The sequence below is a fragment of the Collimonas antrihumi genome, from assembly GCF_018304965.1.
GTDB lineage: Bacteria > Pseudomonadota > Gammaproteobacteria > Burkholderiales > Burkholderiaceae_D > Collimonas > Collimonas antrihumi.
In genome coordinates this window covers 16,185-38,322 of the sequence record NZ_JAGQED010000035.1, presented here as the reverse complement: position 1 = coordinate 38,322, position 22,138 = coordinate 16,185, and the positions used below count along the sequence as shown (strand labels likewise).

19 protein-coding genes are annotated in these 22,138 nt (G+C 58.9%); 13 read left to right on the top strand and 6 right to left on the bottom strand.

All coding sequences use genetic code 11. The features are described 5' to 3' along the window. Positions 1 to 266 precede the first annotated feature (266 nt). Positions 267 to 1,127: a LysR family transcriptional regulator gene (locus tag KHU29_RS20120; RefSeq protein WP_211455108.1), complete on the bottom strand. Its 861-nt coding sequence runs from the start codon at positions 1,125 to 1,127 to the stop codon at positions 267 to 269. Between the two features lie 115 nt (positions 1,128 to 1,242). Between KHU29_RS20120 and bla the strand changes: the two genes are divergently transcribed. After that, positions 1,243 to 2,169 carry a class A beta-lactamase gene (gene bla / locus KHU29_RS20115; protein WP_211455107.1) on the top strand — a complete coding sequence of 309 codons (927 nt, stop codon included), beginning with the start codon at positions 1,243 to 1,245 and terminating at the stop codon, positions 2,167 to 2,169. A 99-nt stretch (positions 2,170 to 2,268) separates the two neighbouring features. Here bla and KHU29_RS20110 read toward each other — a convergent pair whose 3' ends face one another. Next, on the bottom strand, positions 2,269 to 3,345 hold the full coding sequence (locus KHU29_RS20110; RefSeq protein ID WP_211455106.1) for a 5'/3'-nucleotidase SurE: 1,077 nt from the start codon (positions 3,343 to 3,345) through the stop codon (positions 2,269 to 2,271). A 182-nt stretch (positions 3,346 to 3,527) separates the two neighbouring features. Further along, positions 3,528 to 5,003, bottom strand: a complete 1,476-nt coding sequence (locus KHU29_RS20105) for a flavin-containing monooxygenase (RefSeq protein ID WP_211455105.1) — start codon at positions 5,001 to 5,003, stop codon at positions 3,528 to 3,530. Between the two features lie 307 nt (positions 5,004 to 5,310). Here KHU29_RS20105 and KHU29_RS20100 point away from each other — a divergent pair, with 307 nt between their 5' ends. Then, positions 5,311 to 6,081: an SDR family NAD(P)-dependent oxidoreductase gene (locus tag KHU29_RS20100; protein ID WP_211455104.1), complete on the top strand. Its 771-nt coding sequence runs from the start codon at positions 5,311 to 5,313 to the stop codon at positions 6,079 to 6,081. 155 nt (positions 6,082 to 6,236) lie between these two features. Here KHU29_RS20100 and KHU29_RS20095 read toward each other — a convergent pair whose 3' ends face one another. From KHU29_RS20095 to KHU29_RS20085, 3 genes are all read right to left on the bottom strand, one after another. Beyond that, positions 6,237 to 8,021, bottom strand: a complete 1,785-nt coding sequence (locus KHU29_RS20095) for an FAD-binding protein (RefSeq protein WP_211455103.1) — start codon at positions 8,019 to 8,021, stop codon at positions 6,237 to 6,239. Between the two features lie 24 nt (positions 8,022 to 8,045). Next, positions 8,046 to 9,140 carry an aromatic ring-hydroxylating dioxygenase subunit alpha gene (locus KHU29_RS20090; protein WP_211455102.1) on the bottom strand — a complete coding sequence of 365 codons (1,095 nt, stop codon included), beginning with the start codon at positions 9,138 to 9,140 and terminating at the stop codon, positions 8,046 to 8,048. 198 nt (positions 9,141 to 9,338) lie between these two features. Then, positions 9,339 to 10,334, bottom strand: coding sequence for a flavin reductase (locus KHU29_RS20085; RefSeq protein ID WP_343216080.1), 996 nt, complete (start codon positions 10,332 to 10,334; stop codon positions 9,339 to 9,341). 273 nt (positions 10,335 to 10,607) lie between these two features. On the opposite strand from KHU29_RS20085, the gene KHU29_RS20080 reads away from it, so the two are divergent. From KHU29_RS20080 to KHU29_RS20030, 11 genes are all read left to right on the top strand, one after another. Next, positions 10,608 to 11,663 carry a ferredoxin--NADP reductase gene (locus KHU29_RS20080; RefSeq protein ID WP_211455112.1) on the top strand — a complete coding sequence of 352 codons (1,056 nt, stop codon included), beginning with the start codon at positions 10,608 to 10,610 and terminating at the stop codon, positions 11,661 to 11,663. 21 nt (positions 11,664 to 11,684) lie between these two features. After that, positions 11,685 to 13,358, top strand: coding sequence for a FadD3 family acyl-CoA ligase (locus KHU29_RS20075; RefSeq protein WP_246542348.1), 1,674 nt, complete (start codon positions 11,685 to 11,687; stop codon positions 13,356 to 13,358). An 85-nt stretch (positions 13,359 to 13,443) separates the two neighbouring features. After that, positions 13,444 to 14,244, top strand: coding sequence for an SDR family oxidoreductase (locus tag KHU29_RS20070; protein ID WP_211455101.1), 801 nt, complete (start codon positions 13,444 to 13,446; stop codon positions 14,242 to 14,244). A gap of 190 nt (positions 14,245 to 14,434) precedes the next feature. Continuing rightward, positions 14,435 to 15,628, top strand: coding sequence for an acyl-CoA dehydrogenase family protein (locus KHU29_RS20065; protein WP_425514499.1), 1,194 nt, complete (start codon positions 14,435 to 14,437; stop codon positions 15,626 to 15,628). A gap of 184 nt (positions 15,629 to 15,812) precedes the next feature. Beyond that, positions 15,813 to 16,337: a flavin reductase family protein gene (locus tag KHU29_RS20060; RefSeq protein WP_211455100.1), complete on the top strand. Its 525-nt coding sequence runs from the start codon at positions 15,813 to 15,815 to the stop codon at positions 16,335 to 16,337. Positions 16,338 to 16,409: 72 nt separating this feature from the next. After that, positions 16,410 to 17,165 (top strand): glucose 1-dehydrogenase, encoded by a 756-nt coding sequence (locus KHU29_RS20055; protein WP_211455099.1) that lies wholly within the window; start codon positions 16,410 to 16,412, stop codon positions 17,163 to 17,165. Between the two features lie 259 nt (positions 17,166 to 17,424). Beyond that, on the top strand, positions 17,425 to 18,318 hold the full coding sequence (locus KHU29_RS20050) for a VOC family protein (protein WP_211455098.1): 894 nt from the start codon (positions 17,425 to 17,427) through the stop codon (positions 18,316 to 18,318). 62 nt (positions 18,319 to 18,380) lie between these two features. Next, positions 18,381 to 19,271: a CoA transferase subunit A gene (locus tag KHU29_RS20045; RefSeq protein ID WP_211455097.1), complete on the top strand. Its 891-nt coding sequence runs from the start codon at positions 18,381 to 18,383 to the stop codon at positions 19,269 to 19,271. 12 nt (positions 19,272 to 19,283) lie between these two features. Continuing rightward, positions 19,284 to 20,051, top strand: a complete 768-nt coding sequence (locus KHU29_RS20040) for a CoA-transferase subunit beta (RefSeq protein WP_211455096.1) — start codon at positions 19,284 to 19,286, stop codon at positions 20,049 to 20,051. 60 nt (positions 20,052 to 20,111) lie between these two features. Continuing rightward, the gene (locus KHU29_RS20035; protein WP_211455095.1) at positions 20,112 to 21,065 is read left to right on the top strand and encodes an enoyl-CoA hydratase; all 954 of its coding nucleotides are present in this window, start codon (positions 20,112 to 20,114) and stop codon (positions 21,063 to 21,065) included. Beyond that, on the top strand, positions 21,062 to 22,129 hold the full coding sequence (locus KHU29_RS20030) for an NAD(P)H-dependent flavin oxidoreductase (protein WP_211455094.1): 1,068 nt from the start codon (positions 21,062 to 21,064) through the stop codon (positions 22,127 to 22,129). Before KHU29_RS20035 ends, KHU29_RS20030 begins: the two co-directional genes overlap by 4 nt. Positions 22,130 to 22,138: the final 9 nt, after the last annotated feature.

The window sequence follows — 22,138 nt, the reverse complement described above, 5'->3', positions numbered from 1 at the left end:
AACGATTATTATGCATGTGGGCTGGCTCTTCGATGGGGGCGATGGTTTGGCGACTTAAGCTTACCATCACGCCAGCCTGTTTTTCCTCAATAATTCATGCACTTAGCGTTTAAGTAAGTGCCATTCGACTCTGACCCCAATTGTTTTTCAATTAAATTGACTCTGACCCTAATTGTTCTAATTGTTTTTGAAAACAATTAGGGTCAGAGTCGAATTGATTTTGAAATTCGTACTTAATTGGGGTCAGAGTCGAATTAATTTGGGGATTACTGCTTGGCGGTTTGGAGCAGCCATTCTCTGAAAGCTTGCATTGCGGGGGTGACTTGTTTGGATTTTAGGCGGGTCAGCCAGTAGCTGCCGCTGGCTATCTCGATGTCGAACGGGCGTGTCAGGCGGCCGTGTTGCAGTTCGCGGGTGAACATGCGGGCTGGCAGCAGAGCTACGCCGGCGCCTTGTGCTGCTGCTTCGGCCATGGTGAGTGATGAATCGAACACGGTGCCTCTGAGCAAGGGGCAGGGCAAATCTGCTGCGGCGAACCAGGTGGACCATTCGTCGGTTCGGTAGGAGCGTAATAATATTTGCGCCGCCAGGTCGCTTGGATCGCGCAGGAATGATGCTACTGCCGGCGAGCACATCGGCGACAGCGGTGCAGCCAGTAGCGCTTCGGCTTCGGTTGCGTGCCAGGCGCCGTCGCCGAAGCGAATTGCGTAGTCGAGGCCTTCGCCGGCGATATCGACGCGGTTATTGTTGGTGAACAGGCGGAAATCGACGAAGGGATGGGCTTGCTGGAAATCGCGCAGGCGCGGGATCAGCCAGCCGACGGCAAACGTGCCGACAGCGCCCACGGTCAACACTTCGCGCGAGCGGCCGTCGCCGAATTGTTCCAGGACCGAGCCGATGCGGCTGAAGGATTCCGCCAATACCGGCAGCAGGGCGATGCCCTCGGCGGTGAGCGCCAGTCCGCGCGGTAGCCGGCGGAACAACTGCACACCCAGCCGTTCCTCCAGATTCTTCACCTGTTGGCTGATCGCGGCTTGCGTGACATTCAACTCGGAGGCGGCGCGGGTGAAACTGAGGAAGCGTGCCGAGACTTCGAAAGCGCGTAAGGCGTTCAGAGGAAGATGCATGCAATTCTCCGGATGAGATAGTTTTTCTTATGGCTTAGCTTGGATATTGTAGCTTGAACGATAAGCTTGGCAACGTTATCGTGACGCCGTGTTCATTCAAATTTAGAGGAAAAATATGAAGCGACGACAGTTTGCAGGCAATCTCGGGGCAGCTCTCGGTGCCCTGGTTTTAAGTAGTCACACACAGAAATCCTGGGCCTTTGTGGGTAATGCTGCCAAGGCCGCATCCGGCTCCGATCCGGTCACCCTGCAATTGCGTGAAATTGAAGCCAAAAGTGGTGGCCGTCTCGGTGTCGCCATCCTTGACACCCATAACGGACAAGCCCATGCCTACCGCGGCGACGAACGTTTTCCGATGTGCAGCACCTTCAAGTTGCTGGCTGCGGGACTGACGCTGAAACGCGTGGATCAGGGACAGGAACAACTGGCGCGGCGCATTCGCTACGAAGCTGCCGATCTGGTTCCCTATTCACCCGCTACCGAGAAGCATACTGGCGCCGGCGGCATGTCGGTGGCTGAACTGTGCGAAGCGGCCATCACGCTGAGCGATAACACAGCAGCCAATTTGTTGCTGCACAGCTTTGGCGGCCCGTCTCACCTGACGGCCTACGTCCGTTCCCTCGACGACAAAGTGACCCGGCTCGACCGCATCGAACCGGAACTTAACGAAGCAACTCCTGGCGATCCGCGCGACACCACCTCGCCGAACGCGATGTTGTCCACGGTACGTCAGCTAGTGCTGGGAACGGCCCTGTCTGCCGATTCGCGCAAGCAGCTGACAAACTGGCTGCTTGCCAATACGACCGGCGACAAACGCCTGCGCGCATTACTGCCAATCGGTTGGCGTGTGGCGGACAAGACTGGTTCGGGTGTCCACGGCACGACCAACGATATCGGCATTCTGTTTCCTCCCGACCGTGCCCCGTTAGTGGTTACCGCTTATCTGACAGAGACCAAGGCGCCAGCCGCCATCCGCGATGCTGCGCTGGCAGAAGTCGGGCGTCTGGCAGCGTCTCTGGTAAGCGGGAAGTCGGCGCGCTAAAGCTATTCGGAGGGATGTTCGGGTGATTTGCCGATATCGCTTTCAGGCTAAGACTGAAGCGCGATATCGGCGATGCAACAATGACATGCGAGGCAGAGTTTACCGGGCAAAGTTGATCAGTTTGGCGCGCATTATTGCTTCTTGAGCGCGTGGAGCCTGCGGTGTTCCCTGCATCACTGAAATAGCGATCGCACCGGAGTTGACGACGTTTTGTTCCGAATCAGGGTTGGTGTCCGGGACATACTTCAGTCCGGCCGGAACCGGCCCTTGATTGAGCACCAGCGTCACGCCTGGATAAGCAGGAACGCCGTTCGGAAAGGCCTGTGCCAGATACGATTTCGCCAGCGGGTCGGTCGACAGATCCTCTACGAAATAGGGCAGGGCAACGGTAGCCAGGCCGATCTTGCTGAATTTGACCGGCAACGTCGCCGCAGTACCTTTGGCGAATTTCGGCAGGTTGACGTTCAAGCCGATTCCTCGTGGCAGAAGAGCATCGCCAGCTACCTCTTTACGCTGCTGCAATTCTTTCACCAGCCTGACCACCACGTCCGCCACTTCATACTCGGGATCGCCTGCAGCCAGTTGATTGAACGGCTTGTAAGTTTGCGGCTGTTCCGCGCTGACGGCAATCGCCGGAATGCCACGATTGATGGCAATCAGCGCAGCATTGACAGTACCGGAGTTGTTATCGATGAGACCGGTATTGTTGCCGTAGTTGGGGCCTGAGATGACTAGATCAGGTGCTTGCCGGAACACCTGTTTAGAGGCGATATCGATGCCGAACAAGGTTGCCGCGACCGGCGTGCTGTTGACATAGTAGGCATACGGCATACCGGGCAGTGTGCCAACGCCCGGCGCGCCAGCGCTCAAGACGCCGCCACGACTCGGCTTGGCGCCGCAGTTGGTCGCCGGCAAAGGACCGATCGGACGCAGAAAATCCAGGGCGCCGCCTTTGCCGCTATTGTCGCAAACTTCGGACGAGATGATGACGTGGTGGCCGGCCGCTGTCAGGCGCTGATACAGCGCATTGACGGTCGACGATTCGGTGCCGTCGTCATTGGTCACGAGAATATTCAACGGTGAAGATGGGTGCGCCCGGTTTGCCTCGGACTCATGGGCGGCGGCTTGTACCGATACCAGTGCCGCGGCCATTGTGAACATGATTATTTTTTTCATTGTCATCCTTTTTTTGCCAGTTAGATTTGGTGGGAACATGGTCATTGATTGAACATGCGCCCTCTCAACTTCAGCCGAGCCGGTGTCTCCTCCGGCTTTTATCGGCCACTGCAAATGCACACTTCTCACTTCTCACTTCGCACTACGCACTACGCACTACTCTTTAATCCGGCTAAGCGCGTTCAAGCTTTCAACCCGAAAGCATCCAGCTGCGGCGCTGCCATCGCTTCCTTGAAACGGCCGTAACTCCACGGCCAGCTGGCCGGCACGCCTTCAGCATCGAGATACCAGCTGTTGCAACCCGAGGCGAAGATGGTGTTCTTGGCCGCCGCCAGCCGCGCCTGTTCATAGGTATCCATTGCGCTCTGGGTGACAGCAATTTCCTGAGATGCGCCGGAGCGCAAACGCTCGATCAGTTGTGCGATATAGCCCCATTGCTGCTCGGCGACGTCGATTAGCGAAAAATTGCCGACCGGACCGGTAGGGCCGTTCAGCATGAAGAAATTAGGAAACTCCGGAATCGCCACCGCCAGATAGGCGTTCGGCCGCTTGGCCCAGACATCGTTGAGCTTGACGCCGTTGCGGCCGACCACGTTCATTGGCCGCATGAATTGATCAGCCTTGAAGCCGGTTGCCAGCACCAGCAGATCCAGCGCGTGCAGACGGCCGTCGCGGGTGCGGATGCCGGTAGCTTCGATGCATTCGATGCCATCGGTCACCAGTTCGGCGTCGGGATGCTGGATCGCGCTGTAATAGCTCGGAGAAAAAATCAGGCGTTTGCAGGCAGCGCGATAGTTAGGCCGGAGCTTTTCACGCAGTACCGGATCGGCCACGCTTTGCTCCAGGTTGTCCAGCACGATCGCTTCTATCTGGGCGATTTCAGGCGAAGTGGCATCCGCCACGGCGTTGGTGAACCGTTCGACGTTAGCCAGGTAGGTAGCGTCGTTTTGCACGCTGTGCAACAGCGCCCGGTCAGCGCGAAACGCCGCCTTCTGTTCTTCGGTGAATGGCGTGTTTTCTACCGGCATGATCCATTGGGCCGTACGCTGGAAATGCTGGACTTTGGCGGCGCGCCCGGCCAGCGCGCAGATCAGTTGCACGCCGGTCGAACCGTTGCCGATGACGCCGATGCGGCGGCCGTCCAGCGGCACGCTGTGATCCCAGCGGGAACTGTGGAACATCGTGCCCTGGAACTTATCCAGCCCTGGAATGGTGGGCAGGCTGGGATGGTGCAGCACGCCGGTGGCGGCAATCACGATATCTGCTTCATCGTGCAGGCCGCTTTTCATGTCGAGATGCCAACGGCCGTTCTTGAATTCGCAACGGATGATTTCCTCGTTGAAGCGAATCATTTCGTCGATTTTGTATTTTTTTGCGGTACGTTCGAAGTAATCCTGCACTTCGGCGCCGGGAGGCAGCATGTAGCTCCAGTCCGGATTCGGCTCGAACGAATAGGTGTAGGCATGGGACGGTACGTCGCAGGTCAGGCCGGGATAGGTGTTTTCGCGCCAGGTGCCGCCGACCCGGGCCGCCTTTTCATAGATGACGGTGTTGCTGAAACCTGCCTCGCGCAGCTTGATGCCGCTCAGGATGCCGGCCATGCCCGCTCCCATCACCACTACCCGAAGATCATCACGCTTTGCTGTCTTGCCGGTCATCATAATTTCCTCTACTGATCTGATTGATCTGATGGCACAGCTTATGTGGTTGATCGGATTCCCAACACTTTCATTTGGACTAGGTCGCGCGTATTTTCCGGCTGGCGCAAATTGCCGCATGGGATAGACTGGGAGACCAGGAATTCGGGGATTTCCGCAGAGGGATGGGATTGCAGCCTTTCGACGTGCTTCTAGTCTGTTTAAAGGTGTCACGGCGCCCGGATATCGATTATTTTTATTTCCTGATTCCAGTTACGGTTTCGTCTCGTATCCTTTCTTTCATTTGATTCATTCTTCAGGAGTTTTTATGAGCATCGCGTTAAATTCCCCTAACACCGCCGTGATCGTTACCGGCGGCGCATCCGGCATCGGCCTGGCGTCGGCGCGCGCCTTGGCGCAAGCCGGCCGGGCCGTGGCTTTGTGGGACATTAACGGCGACAAGGCCAGCGCTGCTGCGGCTGCCCTGAAGGCTGAGTTTGGCGTGGAGGCGATCGGCGTGTGCGTCGATCTCAGCAATGCCGATGCCCTGGCCGGCGCCTTGCAAACCACCCGCGCGGCGCTCGCCAGGATTGGCGGCCTGGTCCATGCTGCCGGCGTGGTCGATACCGGCTCGCTGGAAGGCGTGACGCTGGCGGTATGGGAGGCCGGCATCAATACCCATTTGCGGCCGCTGATCCTGCTGGTGCAAGCCTTGCTGCCCGACTTCAAGGCCAATCCCGGTTCCGCCGTGGTGGGAATCGCCTCCATCAACGCTACGCTGGGTAATCATGTCAATCCGGTCTACAGCGCCGCAAAGGGTGGCATGCTGGCTATGGTGCGGTCGCTGGCGGATCGCCTGGGCATGGACGGCGTGCGTATCAATTGCGTTTCGCCGGGACAGATCGTCACGCCGATGCTGCAGCCAGCCATCGACTACCTGCCGAAGGGAACCTTCGAAAAGCGTATCCTGCTGGGACGCATGGGGCAGCCGGAAGAAGTAGGGCGAGTGGTGCGTTTCCTGCTGTCCGATGAAGCCAGCTACATAACGGCTTCCGAGATCGTGGTGGATGGTGGCAATATATCATCGCAGCGGATGTGAATCACAGGCATTAGCGATGTATCGTGATTCTGCAGATGCCGATTAATCTCTATCGGCATCTGCAGCAAGACAGCACTACATAATATAGAACTACACAGCAGAACTACACAGCAGAACTACACAGCAGAACTACACAGCAGAACTACATAGCAGAACTACGCAATTTCAGTACGCAATACCGGATCGGTTTCTGCCGAGACCGATGACTTCCTCAACGCCACTGCAGCCGCATGCGCACCGGCACGCCGCCCGGAAAAAATGCAGTCGGCCGCAGACAGGCCGCTCACATAGAGATGCGAACAAACACCGATAGCAGTTCTACCCGCAGCGTACAGACCGTCAATCACCGTGTCGTCAGGCCGCTTCACCTGGCCGCTTTGCTCATCGACGACCAGCCCGCCAAGCGTGAGCACCGGCAACGGGAACAGCTTGCTGGTAACCGAGACGTCGATGGCATAAAACGGGCCGTCAGTGAGCGCTGACATATCCGCTGCGCCTTTGCCGAAAGGATCCGGCTGCTGGCCCGTGGCGGCACGGTTATAAGTGGCTATCGCCGCTTCCAGCGTGGCACCGGAAAAGCCGCATTTCTGTGCCAGTGCCGCAATGCTGGCCCCTTTACGGCGCTCGAACAGCAACGCCAGGATGGCCGGATCGCGCTGGAACGGCAGCAGCTGATCCTTGAACACTTGCCGCCATATTTCGCGATATAGCTTGGCGTCCAGGATCAGATAGCCTTTGCCTTGCTGCTCTTCGCACATCTGGTAGCCGATCGCCGCGCCATACAGCGATTCGTCGCAGAACCTGGCGCCATCGGCGTTGACCATCATCCCTTTGGAAAAAGCCAGCGGCGGATTGATGAAGCGCCAGGCGCTGACATGCTGCAAGCGGCTGACCGCGCCACCTGCGGTTTGTCCGAGGCGTATGCCGCTACCGTCGTCGCCGGGATTCCCAAGCGGCATGCCGGCCTGGTACTTCGGCGCGTAGTGGCGGATCATGTCGCGGTTGAAAATAAATCCACCGGCGCTAAGACAGACGCCATGCCAGGCGCGGATAAGCCGTTCGACCTGATGCACGCGCGCCAAAGCTTCGGCCTTGCGCAAGTAGTAATTGGCGATACCGGCCGTCAAGCCCGCGCCTGGAAACGATGGCGGCAGCGCCAGCAGATATTTTTTTGCCTTGGCCTGATAGCGGGTATATTTTTCAATAGCGGCGCTGTCAGCCGGAAATAGCAGGACCTTGACGCCGATGACGCGGCCACCGGCATCGAGCATCAGTTGCCGCACCTCGGCGTTTTTCAACTGCTTCACGCCCAGGCGCTGTGCCGCCTCCTTCAATGGCGCAAACAGCGCCGCGCCGTAACCGGTGCCGGTCTTGTTGTTATGCAGCGACCAGACCTTGTGACCGCGCGCAGCCGGTTTGGCGACCGCTGCGCGGGCTGCCGACATGGAACTGTCCGGATGATAAAGAAAGTACTTGAGAGGAGGGTACGAGGTCTTCTTACGATAAATCGTGGCATCGAACAAAACCCCGTGCGCCATCAGCCAATCGATCATCGCCGGGCTTTCCTCGCAAAACCGCCTTAGCGTCGCATCGCTGACAACGCCCTGGACTTCTTCCTGCAGGTACCTGAACATTTCATCCGGATCATCGTCAACGCCGGCCTGCTTTTGTATCGCCGTGCCGCCGCCGGCATAGACCACGCCGCCGTTCATCGCCGTCGATCCGCCACCTTCAAAGCGATCCAGCGCGATGACCTGCAATCCTTGTTCAGTCGCTTGCAGCGCAGCCGCTACGCCTGCGCCACCGTAACCGACCACGACAAAATCGGTTTCTTCATGCCAGGCAATCTGGCTCGGCTCATGTGTTGCCTGAGCTGCTTCCACCGCAGAGAACCAGGTCGCCGAGTCAGGGCCGGTTGCAGGTTCGATTACACCAGTCATAGCGGATTTCCTAAACAAGAAGGGTTACGCTGCGTTGGTATAAGGGACGGCGCCGCGCGGCACGTATACGCCTTCGCACTGTTCCAGGAACTCTTGTTTTTTTGCGCGCGGATTAAAGAATTGCTTGTACCATGTGCGCGCTTTCATGTAAGGGCCGTCGCTCGGCAGGAACAAGCCGGTCAGGCAAGGTGCTTTGTTGCCCCAGACTTCGAAATCCTGCATGAAGGCGTGCAGCGCCCCTGCCTGGAACTGACGTGCAGCCGCCGTGTCCGATTCCGTCACCTGCGCGTTGTTGCCGGGTGATTTGACCAGCAATGCGTGCCAGACTTTGATCGAGCCATCTTCGACCGGTGTGTGCGTGATCAGCATGATCGAATCGAACATGCCGCTCAGGTAAGAGATCAGAACGCCCGGGCCGTGATAGGTGGTGTCGGTGTGCAGGATAGGGCTGACGCCATCGGCGCCGACCAGGGTGCGATGCGGTCCGCACTGGCGTTGTATGGCGGTATGGCCGACAAATTCGTTCTCGTATCTCTCGACGGTCGAGCCATGGATCGGGCCCAGGTGGGCATAGTCGGCGATGTTGTCGACCACTTCCATCGGATGCTGCCCAAGGATGCCCAGATGATCGAATTGCCAGCGCACCCAGGATGTATCGTCCCACTGCGGCAGCGATGGATGTTGCCATTCCGGATCGCCGCCTTCCGGGTCGTACCAGACCCAGATCGCACCCAGGCTTTCGACCACGGTCCAGGATTTGACGCAGGCGGTTGCCGGAATCGGTCCCTGGTGCAGCGGGATGTCGTCGCATTTGCCATCGGGGCCGAAACGCCAGGCATGATATGGACAGCGGATGCCATCGCCTTCAATGTTGCTGCCGCCGCGGTCGAGCACCACATAGGATGTAGTGTTCACCGCCAGATGCGTCTTCATGTGCGGACAATAAGCATCCAGCAACACTACCTTGCCGGTGGCCTGGCCGCGATATAAAGCGAAATCCTTGCCGAAAAATCGGACCGCCAAAGGCTTATTCGTATTCAGCTCTTCAGCGTCGGCGATCATGAACCAGCCGCGGGGGAAGGTGAACTCACCGAGCCGGTATTCTTTTGTTGTGGCCATTATGTCTCCTGAATGTGTGGTTCTGAATTTGCGTTTCGAATTTGCGTTTCGAATTTACGTTTGAATTTACGTCATGAACGTGACGCATTGAATTTGATGCACCAAGACCGCGCTCTCCGATTGTTCCCGATACCCGGGCCGGACGCATACTCTGTTTGGACGATATGCCGCGGCGGCGCCGGTTTCAATTCGCAAGCTTCAGTTCGGGGCCACGGCCTGAGCGTCGGCTGTCCACAGTTTCGGCAAGCCGGGATCGCTGTTAAGGATTGCGCGCTTTAGCAGGTTGCGCAGGGATACCGCTTCGATTTCGCCGATACGGCCGGTCAAGTCGGCTTCAATCGATTTGGCCGCCGCCAGCAGATGCAGGATGGCGTCGCGCCCCGGTGCGCCCAGCCGGTAAACGGTTGCTGCGCCTCCTTCCTTGCATAGCAGCTCACGTTCGCACAGCAATTCCAGGCAGGTAGCATCGATGTTGAATCCGGTGTAAGCCATATGCGTTGCAATATCTTGAGCGGACATGGCGGCGCGAACGCTCAGCAGCGACAGGATGAAGAAATCGGCATCGGACAAAGCGCGTTGCTGCAGTATCGGCCGGATGCCGGCGAGGAACTGATAGTGGGCGCGGCCCAGCAGGTAGCCCAGCATATCTTCCGAAAATAACGATGCTGGCAGGTTGGCTTGCGGTTCAGTCGATACCGCGGCCGACTTGGGCGTGGCCAGCGCATAGCCGCCGGTCACGTACAGCAGCGGCGGCCGTTCGGTACGGTTGTAATCGATCACTTCACCCACGAAGATGATGTGGTCGCCGCCTTCGTACTGGAACATGGTGCGGCACTGGAAGCGGGCGCTGCAATGCGGGATCAACGGTGCGTCGGTGGCGCCGGGATCGAGTTCCAGGCCGGCGAATTTGTCTTCGCCGGAACGGGCGAAACGATTCGACAGTGTTTCTTGTTCATTCGACAGGATATGGACATTCCAATGCTGCTTGCCGCAGAACACCGACAGGTTGCGCGAAGTTTTGGCCAGGCTCCAAAGCACCAGCGGCGGCTGCATCGATACCGAATTGAAGCTGTTGGCGGTGACGCCGACGGCAGTGCCGTCCTCCGCACGGGCGGTGACGATGGTGACGCCGGTAGCAAACATGCCTAAGGCATTGCGAAAGTCTTTGGTATCAAATACGCGTTGGGTATGCACGGTTGTCTCCTCATGGTGTTTTCTTTATTCGCTGCATCGGCAATACACAGCCTAGGCACAGCATGCCGCTTATGGCGACGCCGCAAATCCTTCACTTGGACTATTCGGCGCGTTTGCGCAGCAATTAGTCCGGATAGACGATGAATCGAAAAGGCACGGGTGAGACGATCATTAAAAACCAGGCTGGCATTGACAAAAAGCGGCCTCAAATCAGAAATGCAGGATGAAGGAGACGTAGTGGAACATGATGTTGACCTGGCATTGGCGCAGCCGATGCTGCACCCGCCGGCCTCCCGTTATCACGGCTTGCGGGTACGTGCCGTGGTCGATGAAACGCACGACGCCAAGTCTCTGCTACTCGATGTGCCAGCCGATCTGGCCGATTCATTTCGCTACCGTTCAGGGCAATTCCTGACGCTGCGGCTGCCGTTGCAGGGGCGACATGTACCTCGCTGTTATTCCATGTCCAGCACACCGGCCATCGACGATACGCTGCGCGTCACCATCAAACGGGTCAACGGCGGGCGCGGTTCGAACTGGATCTGCGATCAGGTGAAAGCCGGCGATTTGCTGGAAGTCATGCCGCCGGCAGGGGTGTTTACACCGCGTACGCTGGATGGCGATTTCCTGCTGTTTGCCGGTGGCAGCGGCGTGACGCCGGTATTTTCCATCTTGCGGGCGGTCCTGGCTGGCGGTAGCGGCCGCATCTGCCTGATTTATGCCAATCGCGATGAGCGCTCGGTGATTTTCCGCGATCAGCTCAACGCCCTGGCCGCGGCCCATCCGACGCGGCTGCAAGTGATTCATTGGCTGGATTCGGTGCAAGGCATACCGTCGGTGGCGCAGCTGGCAGAATTTGCCGCACCGTGGCACCAGGCCCAGGCCTTCATCTGCGGCCCGACGCCATTCATGGACGCCGCTGTCGCCGCCTTGCAGTGCACTGACATCGCACCTGAAAAAATTCATGTCGAGCGCTTCGTGTCGTTGCCGGACGAGGCCGATGCCGGCGGCGCAACTGCGGCTGTAACCCCCGCGCCCGTCGACGGCGTCGAGCAAGCGGAGCTGGAGATATCGCTGGACGGCGCAGTGCACATCATTCCCTGCGGCGGTAACGAAACCCTGCTGGAAGCCGCCGTGCGCGCCGGATTGAATACCCCGAATTCCTGCCAGGCCGGCATGTGCGGCTCCTGCATGTGCCAGGTCGTCGACGGCAAGGTGCATCTGCGCCACAACGACGTCCTTGACCAGAAAGATCTTTCCAAGGCCTGGACGTTAAGTTGCCAGGCAGTGCCGATGAGTAGCCGTGTCCGTATCAAGTTTCCGGAGTAGCAAAAGACAATGAGTGCAAAAATGAGTGCGTCTTTGAATGACATGAGCCACGCTGGTAAAGAATTGCCGCAAACGCTGCCGCAAATGATTCGTCGGGCCGCAGCGCGCTTTCCACAGCGGCTGGCGATTGTCGATGGCGCCGTATCGATTACCTACACAGACCTGGTGCGCCGCAGCGAGCAAGCAGCGGCGGCCCTGATCGCGCTGGGCGTGGAGGCTGGCGACAGGGTTGCGGTCTGGGCGCCTAATTTGCATGAATGGATTATCGCGGCCTGCGGGATCCATATGGCGGCCGCTGTGCTGGTGCCGATCAATACGCGCATGAAGGGTAGCGAAGTCGCCGATATTCTGGAACGCAGCCATGCCAAGGTCTTATTCTGCATCGGCGACTTCCTCGGGCAATATTATCCAGATTTGCTGAGCGGGCTGCGGCCGGCGGGGCTGCGGCATCTGGTGGTGTTGCGCGACGACGTTGCAGATAGCAGCAGTGGCAACCGCAGTGACAACCGCAGTGACAACCGCAGTGACAACCGCAGTGACAACATTAGCTGGCCGGATTTCTTGCAGCAGGCGCAAGCCGTGCCTTTGTCGCATGTACGCCAGCGCGAACAGTCGCTGCATGCCGGCAGCGTGGCCGACCTGATGTTTACTTCTGGCACCACCGGCCGGCCCAAAGGAGTGATGGCGGCACATGGACCAACCATCCGTGCCTTCACCGAATGGGCCAAGGTGGTAGGGCTGGAAGAAGGGGATAATTATCTGATCGTCAACCCGTTCTTCCACACCTTCGGCTACAAGGCCGGATGGGTTGCAGCGTTCATCTGCGGCGCGACAGTATTCCCGCATCTGGTGTTCGATACCGAGCAGGTGCTGCAGCGGATTGCACAAGAACGGATTCACTTCCTGCCGGGGCCGCCGACGCTATTCCTGAATATGCTGGCGCATCCGCAATTGTCGTCGTTCGATATCAGCTCGCTCAAGGCGACCGTCACCGGCGCTGCCACGGTGCCGCCGATCCTGATCCAGCGCATGCGTGAAGAGCTTGGATTCCAGCACGTGACGACAGCCTATGGATTGACCGAATGCGGCGGCGTCGCCACGCTCTGCGATCCCGCCGACAGTGCGGAAACCGTTGCCAGTACTTGCGGCAAGGCCTTGCCTGGCACCGAACTGCGTTGCGTCGACGAATCGGGGCGCGACGTCGCCATCGGCGAACCGGGCGAAGTGGTGGTGCGCGGCTATCACGTGATGCTCGGTTATTTTGAAGACGAAGCAGCCACCCGCGATGCCATCGACGCCGATGGCTGGCTGCGCACCGGCGACGTCGGTGTGTTGGACGAACGCGGTTATCTGCGCATCACCGATCGTATCAAGGATATGTTCATTGTCGGCGGCTTCAATTGCTACCCCGCCGAAATAGAAAGAATGCTGGCCGAGCATCCGGCGATTGCCCAGGTCGCCGTGGTTGGCATCCCTGACGAACGCATGGGCGAAGCAGGTTGCGCATGCGTCATTTTGCGGGCAGGCAGCGCGTTGGCCGCGGACGAGCTGTTTGCCTGGTCGCGCCAGCGCATGGCCAACTACAAGGTGCCGCGCCACATGCTGGAATTTTCTTCTTTTCCATTGACGGCCTCGAATAAGGTGCTCAAGCGGGATCTGTCGCAACTGGCCGCAGCCCGGCTGGCAGGCGGCTGAGGGTCGGAAGTACAGGCATAGAGTGAAGCGCAAAGTACGGCGCGACCATCATTGATTACACAATTCATTTCAGGAGACAGGACGCATGGGCATTATTGCGGTAACCGGATCGGCATCAGGCATTGGCGCAGCCACCACAGCGCGCTTGCAGCAACAGGGACACCGCGTGATTACGGTAGACCGGCAGGACGCCGAAGTCATGTGCGACCTGGGTAGCGAAGCGGGGCGGCAATCGGCCATCAAGGGCATTACGGAACTGGCCGGCCCGCATCTGGATGGCCTGGTGACCTGCGCCGGAATCGGCGGTTTTCCACATCGCAGCGGCGCCGAGGTAGCAGCGGTCAATTATTTCGGTACGACGGTATTGCTGGCGGGGCTGCGGCCGTTGCTGGCGGCTGCCGGCAATGCATCGGTGGTGGCGGTCAGTTCCAATTCAGCCAGCGTTCAGCCTGGGTGGCCGCAAACCTTGGTGGATGCTTTCTTGAGCGGCGACCAGGCGCATGCTGCGACCTTGGCAAACGAGTTCGGTCCGCTGTTGGCTTATCCCGCCAGCAAGGCCGCCGTGGCTCGCCATGTACGGCGCCAGGCCCCTACCCCGGACTGGATCGGCGCCGGCATCCGCCTTAACGCCATCGCACCGGGATTGATAGCAACCGCCTTGGTAGCCGAGGGGCGCAGCGATCCGGAGATGGCGCGCATGTTCGATGCTTTCCCGATCCCGCAAGGGCGCGCCGGCCGGCCGGAGGAGGTGGCGGCATTGATTGCTTTTATGTTAAGCGCAGAAGCCAGTTTCATGTGCGGCTCGGTGATCTGGCTCGACGGCGGTACTGACGCCTTGCTGCGGCCGGATGACTGGCCGGCAGTGTGGAATCCCGGCGGCGCTTGAAACGGTGCGGTTGCCAATGCGCGGCCAACCAGCAGCCAGTAGTCTTTTTGGACGATGTTGGCTGTCCTTTAATGCATAAACATATTCATACACCAAAGAAGAGTCCGGCCGTCATCCGATGCCGGGCGCCAGAAAATAGCGGAGCACATTCATGTCACAGACAATGGTCGAGATTTCACCGTCACACGCAATTTACCCCGAGGCTTCAGCCGCCGTCACCGCGGCCGACCTGATCGCGCGTGCGCGGCAACTGGTGCCGTTGCTGGCGCAAAGGGCGGCGCAAGCCGAACAGGCGCAAAAAGTACCGGATGAAACCATTGCCGATTTCCAGCGCGCCGGATTTTTCCGGGTCTTGCAACCGAAGCGCTTCGGCGGCTATGAAATGGATCCGGAAGTGTTCTACCAGATCCAGATGACGATCGCCGAGGGCTGCATGTCGAGCGCCTGGGTGTATGGCGTTGTGGCGGTCCATAATTGGCAGCTGGCGCTGTTTGACGAGCGTGCCCAGCAAGAAGTGTGGGGCGAGAACGGCACTGTGCTGACATCCTCCACCTATATGCCGGTGGGCAAGGTGGTACCGGTTGAAGGCGGCTTCCAGTTTTCCGGGCGCTGGGGATTTTCCAGCGGCAGCGAGCATTGCGACTGGGTTTTGCTGGGCGGCTTGATCCCGCCAAAGGCAGGCGAGACTGCACCCGAATATCGCACTTTCCTGGTCCCGCGGCGCGATTACCAGGTAGTGCGCAACTGGGATGTGCTAGGCCTGAAGGGCACCGGCAGCCATGACATCGTGGTTGAAGGCGCTTTTGTGCCGGATTACCGCACACACAAATCAATCGATGGCTTTATGTGCAACAGCCCCGGCAATGCGGTCAATACCGCGCCTTTATATCGTTTGCCGTTCGCGCAGATATTTGTGCGGGCGGTGTCGACCGCCTCGATCGGCGCTTTGCAGGGCGCGGTCAATCTGTTTCGCGAGCAAGCCGCCAAGCGGGTCAGCGTCAATACCGGACAAAAGACGACCGAAGACGCCGGTGCCCAAATTGCCTGCGCTGAAGCCCAGGCAGCGGTCGACGAAATGCGGCTGGTCCTGTTGCGCAATTTCAGCAGCATGATGCAGGCGGCACGCGACGGCCAGGCGATACCGGTTGAGACCCGGGTCGAATACCGGTTCCAGTCGGCGGCGGTGGCTGAGCGCTGCGCGACACACGTCAATCGTCTGTTGCGTTATTGCGGCGGCCGCGGCATCTACCTGAGCAATCCGATTACGCGCACCTTCCTGGATTTGCATGCGGCGCGCGCGCACGTGGCAAATAACATCGATCCGTTCGGCCGCAATTACGGCGGCGTGCTGATGGGGCAAAAGAATACGGATTTCTTTATCTGAGTTGTAAGTGATCCGGTATAACGCGTTGACGTAATCAACTGCGTCATCCCCGCAACGCGAGGATCCATGTTATCTGCACCTTGGATTCCCGCGTTCGCGGGAATGACGGGGACGCCTAGTCGGGGACGCCTAGTCGGGGTCGCCGAGACGCTCAATCGCGCCGACTGTCATTGGAGAAATCAGCATGAATACAAACCAGGATCAGGACAAGTTGCGCGATGACATGCTGCAGGCCATGCGACGCCTGGCGAAGTCGGTGAGTGTGATCACTTGCAGCCATGGCGGACAACGCTATGCAATGTCCGCCAGTGCGGTCGATTCCCTGTCGACCGCGCCGCCATCGCTGCTGATCTGCGTCAACCAGTCATGTTCGATTTACACGCCGTTGTCACGCGGAGCGCCGTTCTGCGTGAATATCCTGGCCGCCGACCAGTGTGACATCGCCCGGATCTGTGCTGGAAAGCTGAAAGGCGAAGCACGGTTTTCAGAAGGCAACTGGCACACCCATGCAGACGGCACCCCCTATCTGGCGGAGGCCCAGGCCAACCTGATCTGCGAGCAGGATGGCCACTACGATTACGGCACGCATACCATTTTCATCGGCAGGATCAAGCGGGTATTGGTCGGCGGGCCGGTCTCGCCGCTGGTCTACGTCGATGGCGCTTATGCCACCTCGGCAGCATTGACGCAGAACCTCGCATACGCTTGAAAACTGCCAAAGAACACATGCAAAATTTATCGCCATCGATAAACATTCTAAACATCTAACAAGGAGATCAAGATGGGTCGGGTTGAAGGAAAAGTTGTACTGATCACAGGAGCGGCCAGCGGCGTCGGTAAGGAAAACGCACTATTGCTGGCACGCGAAGGCGCACGCGTGGTGCTGACTGATGTCAACGTCGCGGGTGTGCAAGCGGTTGCCGAGGAAATCGGCGCCTCTGCATTGGCACTGCAACACGACATTTCGAGTGAAGACGATTGGAAAAACGTGCTGGCGGCGACACTGAAGAAATTCGGCCGCCTGGATGTGCTGGTCAACAATGCGGCGATTCTGGCATTTGGCACCATCGAGGATACTTCGCTCGAAGCCTGGCAGAAAATGCAACGGATCAATGCCGATGGCTACTTCCTCGGCTGCAAATACGCTGTATCAGCGATGAAAGACCGAGGCGGTGCGATCATCAACATGGCGTCGCTGGCGGCAATCTCCGGCATGCCCAGCTTCTGCGCCTACAGTGCCTCCAAAGGTGCGGTGACGGCGTTGACCCGCAGCGTGGCTGCGCATTGCAAACAACGTGGTTACAAGGTGCGTTGCAATTCGCTGCATCCGGACGGGATTCTGACGCCAATGGTCGCTAATCTGATGGCCGGCGTCGATCCGTCGACTGTGGGCGAAATCAAAGGCGATCCGATGGCGCGCATGTGCCTGCCGCAGGATATCGCCAATCTGGTGCTGTTTTTGGCGTCAGACGAGTCGCGCTTTATCAATGGCAGCGAGTTGCGTATCGATAACGGGCAGTTGGCGCTGGATGTCTGAAAGGCGATTGCTGCCTGATTTATGCGGGCCGCGCCGACGAACGTCGGCGGGCATGGCAAGAGTATGGCGAGAACTATCGGTGTGACAGCCGGCAGTTCTCGCTTTTTTTTGTTTTGAAGTATTTTTGCTTAATTTCACCCTCTTCACGGGCCGATAGTCTTATCAGACGATGTAGCCACTCCTTATTTCTCGCAGAATCGATTCCATACACTAATGGAAGCGGGAGCGAAACATGTTAGAAAATCGGTTGGAAAATCGGATGGACATTCGCGGTTTAGGCTACATCGTGGTTGAATCAACCAATACCGCCGCCTGGCGCAGCTATGGCGAGCAGGTGCTGGGCATGATGGTTGACGATGCGCCAGATGGCGGCCTGTACCTGAAGATGGATGAGCGGGCTTTCCGCTTCGCCGTGATCAACGGTGAACGCGACGGCTATTTTGCCACCGGCTGGGAAGTGCCCGATGTCGAAGCGTTCGCTGCGGCGCAACAATTGCTCGCGGAGCGCGATCTGAAATTCCACCTGGCCGACAGCGCCACCTGCAGCGCGCGGCGGGTCCAGCAAATGCTCTGGTTTATCGATCCGTCGAATAACCGGCATGAAATCTTCTGGGGCATGAAATCCGATTTCAAACGGTTTGTGTCACCGGTTGGCGTGCCGAATTTCGTTACCGGCGATATGGGCCTGGGCCACGTCGTGCTGCCTGCGCCGAATTTCGATACGACCTATCAATTCCTGTCCGAAGTGCTGGGGTTCAAGCTGTCCGATATCTACCGGGTGCGCTTTACCCCGGATCCGGCCGAACCGGAGAAACGTATCTATTTCCTCCACTGTAATAACAACCGTCATCACAGCCTCGGCATTTTCGAACTGCCGATGGCCAGCGGCTGCGTGCACGCGATGGTGGAAGTGCCTGCCATGGATGAAGTCGGACGCGCGCTGGACCGTGTCAAGCAACACGGCGTCAAGATGTCGGCCACGCTGGGACGTCACTGCAACGACCTGATGACTTCGTTCTACATGAAAACCCCGGGCGGTTTCGACATTGAATACGGCTTCGGCGGACTGGTGGTCGATTGGGAAAAACACAGCGTCTACGAGGCCACCGCAGTGAGCTTGTGGGGTCACGATTTCAGCATCGGTTATCAGTAAATCCGCAACAAGCAAATCCGCAACAAGCAATCGGTAGTCAATAGATAGGCAATACAGAGGAAATGTTCATGGCATTGAATAAACAAATGAGTGCAGCCGAGGCAGTGGCGCAATTGCAGGACGGCATGACCGTCGGCATTGGCGGCTGGGGGCCGCGCCGCAAACCGATGGCGCTGGTGCGCGAGCTGTTGCGCTCTCCGGTCAAGGATCTGACGGTAGTTGCCTACGGCGGCGCGGATGTCGGCATGCTGTGCGCTGCCGGCAAGGTAAAGAAACTGGTGTTCGCTTTCGTTTCGCTGGATTTCATCCCGCTCGAGCCGTATTTCCGTGCGGCCCGCCAAAGCGGCCAGATCGAGGTCATGGAGATCGACGAAGGCATGCTGCTGCTGGGATTGCGTGCGGCGGCCATGCGCGTGCCGTTTATCCCGACCCGGATCGGACTCGGCACCGACGTCCTGCGTCATAACCCTGATCTGCGGATCATTGCATCGCCTTACGACGATAAAGACTGGGTCGCGATGCCGGCGTTGCACCTGGACGTAGCCTTGCTGCATGCGGACCGCGCCGATGCACGCGGCGTGTGCCAGGTTAAAGGACCGGACCTGTATATGGACGACCTGTTTGCGCGCGCCGCCGGCAAGACCTTCGTCTCCTGCGACGAAATAGTCGACAGCGCATTTTTTGCGAAGGACGAAGAGGCGCGCCATGTGTATTGGGAGCGTTCGCAAACTACCGGTGTAGTGCACACGCCATGCGGCGCGCATCCAAGTTCTTGCGCGCCGCTGTATGGCTTCGACGTTCCGCATTTCAAGGAATACGCCGCCGGCGCCAAGGATGGCAGCGCCGGCTGGCAGCAATATTTCGAGCGTTATGTGGCCTGCGGCGAGCAAGCGTATTTAGAGCGTGTAGGTGGCGAAGCTGCCATACGCAAGCTGGCGTTGCCGGTTTTTTGAGAGGGAATGCACATGAGTGAACATACATTGACCGACCGCGTGGTTTGCGCCGCGGCCCAGGTCTGGCAGCAAGACGGTGAGGTGTTGGCGACCGGGATCGGCGTATTGCCGCGTCTGGCGGCGTCGGTATGCATGTCGGCCGCCAATCCCGATTTGATGATGACCGACTCCGAGGCCTGGCTGGTAAGCGAGCCGGTGCCGCTCGGCCCGCGAGGCGACTATATGCCGCAACGCGAAACCTGGATGGGGTTTTCCCGGATTTTCGACAACGTCTGGGGTGGCAAGCGCCACGCCATGGTGACACCGACCCAGATAGACCGCTTCGGCCAGGCAAATATTTCCATGGTGGGTGGCGACTACCGCAAGCCGAAAGTACAAATGCTGGGCGTGCGCGGCTTTCCAGGCAATTCGATCAACCACGCCAACTCGTTCTTCATTCCTAACCATAGCCCCAAGGTATTTGTTGGCGGGGAAGTCGATATGGTGGCGTCGATCGGTTACAACCCTGAACGGCTGCCACGCGGCTATAGCTTCGACGACATCGATATCCGGCGGATTGTCACTAATCTCTGTGTGCTCGATTTTGGCGGTCCGCAGCGCCAGATACGCATCGTTTCCTTGCACCCGGGAGTGAGCGCCGCGCAAGTGCAGGAAGCTACCGGTTTTGCGCTATGCGTGCCTGAAAACATTCCCGAGACTGCGGCGCCTACAGAGACGCAAATGGCGCTGATCCGCCGCCTGGATCCGCATAATCTGCGCGCATCCGCAATGGCGGCTTAATGCAAATGTAAATGTAAATGTAAATGTAAATGTCGATGCAAAAGCAAATGCAAGGTTCACATGAAACCCGATAACGCTAGCGAGCAACTGGTCAGGCGCGAAGATCATTCTGTGTATGAAACCGCAGAACCTGTGCTGTACAGCGTCAAGGACGGCGTCGCCACGCTGACCATCAACCGGCCGGAATTCCACAACGCGCAAAATTCGCAGATGACCTATGCGCTGGATGCGGCATTCCGGCGCGCGGTGGATGACGATCAGGTCAAGGTGATCGTGCTGTGCGGCGCTGGCAAGCATTTTTCCGCCGGCCACGATATCGGCACACCGGGGCGCGATATCAATCAATCCTTTGCACGCACCTCGATGTGGTACGACCATGTCAACAAGCCCGGCGGCGAATTCCTGTATGCACGTGAACAAGAAGTGTACCTGGGCATGTGCCGGCGTTGGCGCGACCTCCCCAAGCCGACCATCGCCATGGTCCACGGCGCTTGCGTGGCCGGTGGCCTGATGCTGGCCTGGGTGTGCGACCTGATCGTGGCGTCGGACGATGCATTCTTTGCCGATCCGGTAGTGCGCATGGGCATTCCGGGAGTGGAATACTTTGCGCATCCGTATGAATTGAATCCGCGCATCGCCAAAGAATTCCTGTTTCTCGGCGACCGCATGCCGGCCGCCCGCGCCTACGAAATGGGCATGGTCAATCGGGTCGTTCCACGGGCCGCGTTAGAACAAACTACTTATGACATCGCGCAACGCATCGGCAAGATGCCGCGCATGGGCCTGGCGCTGACCAAACAGGCAATCAACCACGTCGAAGAACTGCAAGGCAAGCGTGCCGCGATGGATGCCGCATTCGGCTGGCACCATTTCGCCCACGTGCATAACGAACTGATCTCCGGCGACAAACTGGGCGGGTACGACGCCAAGGCAATGGCTTCTTCGCAGCGTCCGGCTGCCGATCCTGGCAATGGCGCAGACAATAAAACAGAAAGCGACAATCTCGAATCATGAGCAAGATTTTGAATACTCCCTTGTGCGACTTGCTTGGTTGCCGCTACCCGATTGTGCAGACGGCGATGGGCTGGGTGGCCGATGCGCGCCTGGTGGCTGCCACCGGCAACGCCGGCGGCTTTGGCTTTCTGGCCGGCGCGACGATAGAGCCGGAGCGCCTGGAGCTGGAGATTCGCAAGGTCAAGGATTTGAGCGACGCACCGTTTGGCCTCAATTTCCATATGTTCCAGCCGAATGCCCAGGAAGCGATCAACCTGGCGATCAAGTATCGCTTGCGCGCGGTCAGCTACGGCCGCGGACCGGATGCCGAAGCGATCGGCCGCCTGAAGAGCGCCGGCGTGATTTGCATGCCCACGGTAGGCGCGGTCAAGCACGCGCAAAAGGCGATTGAACTGGGCGCGGATGTAGTCACCGTGCAAGGCGCCGAGGGTGGCGGTCACACCGGTTCGGTGCCGACTACGTTGCTGCTGCCGCAAGTACTGGATGCGGTCAAGGTGCCTGTGGTTGCGGCAGGCGGCTTTTACGACGGCCGTGGCCTGGCAGCGGCGCTGGCCTACGGTGCGGCTGGTATTGCCATGGGCACGCGCTTCCTGATGACCAAGGAATCACCGGTTCCGTCCGCCACCTTGCAGCGCTATGTCCAGGTACGGGATGCGTCAGCGATCCGGGTTTCCCACGCAATCGACGGCATGCCGCAACGCATGATCGACAACAGCTATCTGCTCGAGCTGGAACAGGCTGGCGCTTTGCGCCGTCTGCTGCTGGCGTTGGGCACGGCGCAACGCTGGCGCCGGCATACCGGCATGAGCTGGACGCAGATGGCCGGCGCCGGGCTGGCCGCCTTGCGCGGCGGCAGCTTGAGTATCGCCCAGACCCTGATGGCGGCGAACGCGCCGATGCTGATCCAGCGCGCCATGGTGGAGGGCGCGCCGGATGAGGGCGTGCTGCCGAGCGGACAGGCCGCGGCCGCCATTGGCAGCATCGAATCCTGCAACGACCTGATCGCCCGCATCGTCGCCGACGCCGAACAACGATTGACTTCATTTAGCCATGCAGCTCAGTAAATTCAGAAC

Bases quoted from the DNA above. Each gene is read 5' to 3' on its own strand.
- KHU29_RS20055 (WP_211455099.1), top strand. From the start codon at position 16,410: ATGGGTCGGGTTGAAGGAAAAGTTGTACTGATCACAGGAGCGGCCAGC.
- KHU29_RS20050 (WP_211455098.1), top strand. From the start codon at position 17,425: ATGGACATTCGCGGTTTAGGCTACATCGTGGTTGAATCAACCAATACC.
- KHU29_RS20080 (WP_211455112.1), top strand. From the start codon at position 10,608: ATGCTGCACCCGCCGGCCTCCCGTTATCACGGCTTGCGGGTACGTGCC.
- KHU29_RS20100 (WP_211455104.1), top strand. From the start codon at position 5,311: ATGAGCATCGCGTTAAATTCCCCTAACACCGCCGTGATCGTTACCGGC.
- KHU29_RS20120 (WP_211455108.1), bottom strand. From the start codon at position 1,127: ATGCATCTTCCTCTGAACGCCTTACGCGCTTTCGAAGTCTCGGCACGC.
- KHU29_RS20035 (WP_211455095.1), top strand. From the start codon at position 20,112: ATGAAACCCGATAACGCTAGCGAGCAACTGGTCAGGCGCGAAGATCAT.
- KHU29_RS20110 (WP_211455106.1), bottom strand. From the start codon at position 3,345: ATGAAAAAAATAATCATGTTCACAATGGCCGCGGCACTGGTATCGGTA.
- KHU29_RS20060 (WP_211455100.1), top strand. From the start codon at position 15,813: ATGAATACAAACCAGGATCAGGACAAGTTGCGCGATGACATGCTGCAG.
- KHU29_RS20090 (WP_211455102.1), bottom strand. From the start codon at position 9,140: ATGGCCACAACAAAAGAATACCGGCTCGGTGAGTTCACCTTCCCCCGC.
- KHU29_RS20095 (WP_211455103.1), bottom strand. From the start codon at position 8,021: ATGACTGGTGTAATCGAACCTGCAACCGGCCCTGACTCGGCGACCTGG.
- KHU29_RS20045 (WP_211455097.1), top strand. From the start codon at position 18,381: ATGTTCATGGCATTGAATAAACAAATGAGTGCAGCCGAGGCAGTGGCG.
- bla (WP_211455107.1), top strand. From the start codon at position 1,243: ATGAAGCGACGACAGTTTGCAGGCAATCTCGGGGCAGCTCTCGGTGCC.
- KHU29_RS20075 (WP_246542348.1), top strand. From the start codon at position 11,685: ATGAGTGCGTCTTTGAATGACATGAGCCACGCTGGTAAAGAATTGCCG.
- KHU29_RS20105 (WP_211455105.1), bottom strand. From the start codon at position 5,003: ATGACCGGCAAGACAGCAAAGCGTGATGATCTTCGGGTAGTGGTGATG.
- KHU29_RS20040 (WP_211455096.1), top strand. From the start codon at position 19,284: ATGAGTGAACATACATTGACCGACCGCGTGGTTTGCGCCGCGGCCCAG.
- KHU29_RS20070 (WP_211455101.1), top strand. From the start codon at position 13,444: ATGGGCATTATTGCGGTAACCGGATCGGCATCAGGCATTGGCGCAGCC.
- KHU29_RS20030 (WP_211455094.1), top strand. From the start codon at position 21,062: ATGAGCAAGATTTTGAATACTCCCTTGTGCGACTTGCTTGGTTGCCGC.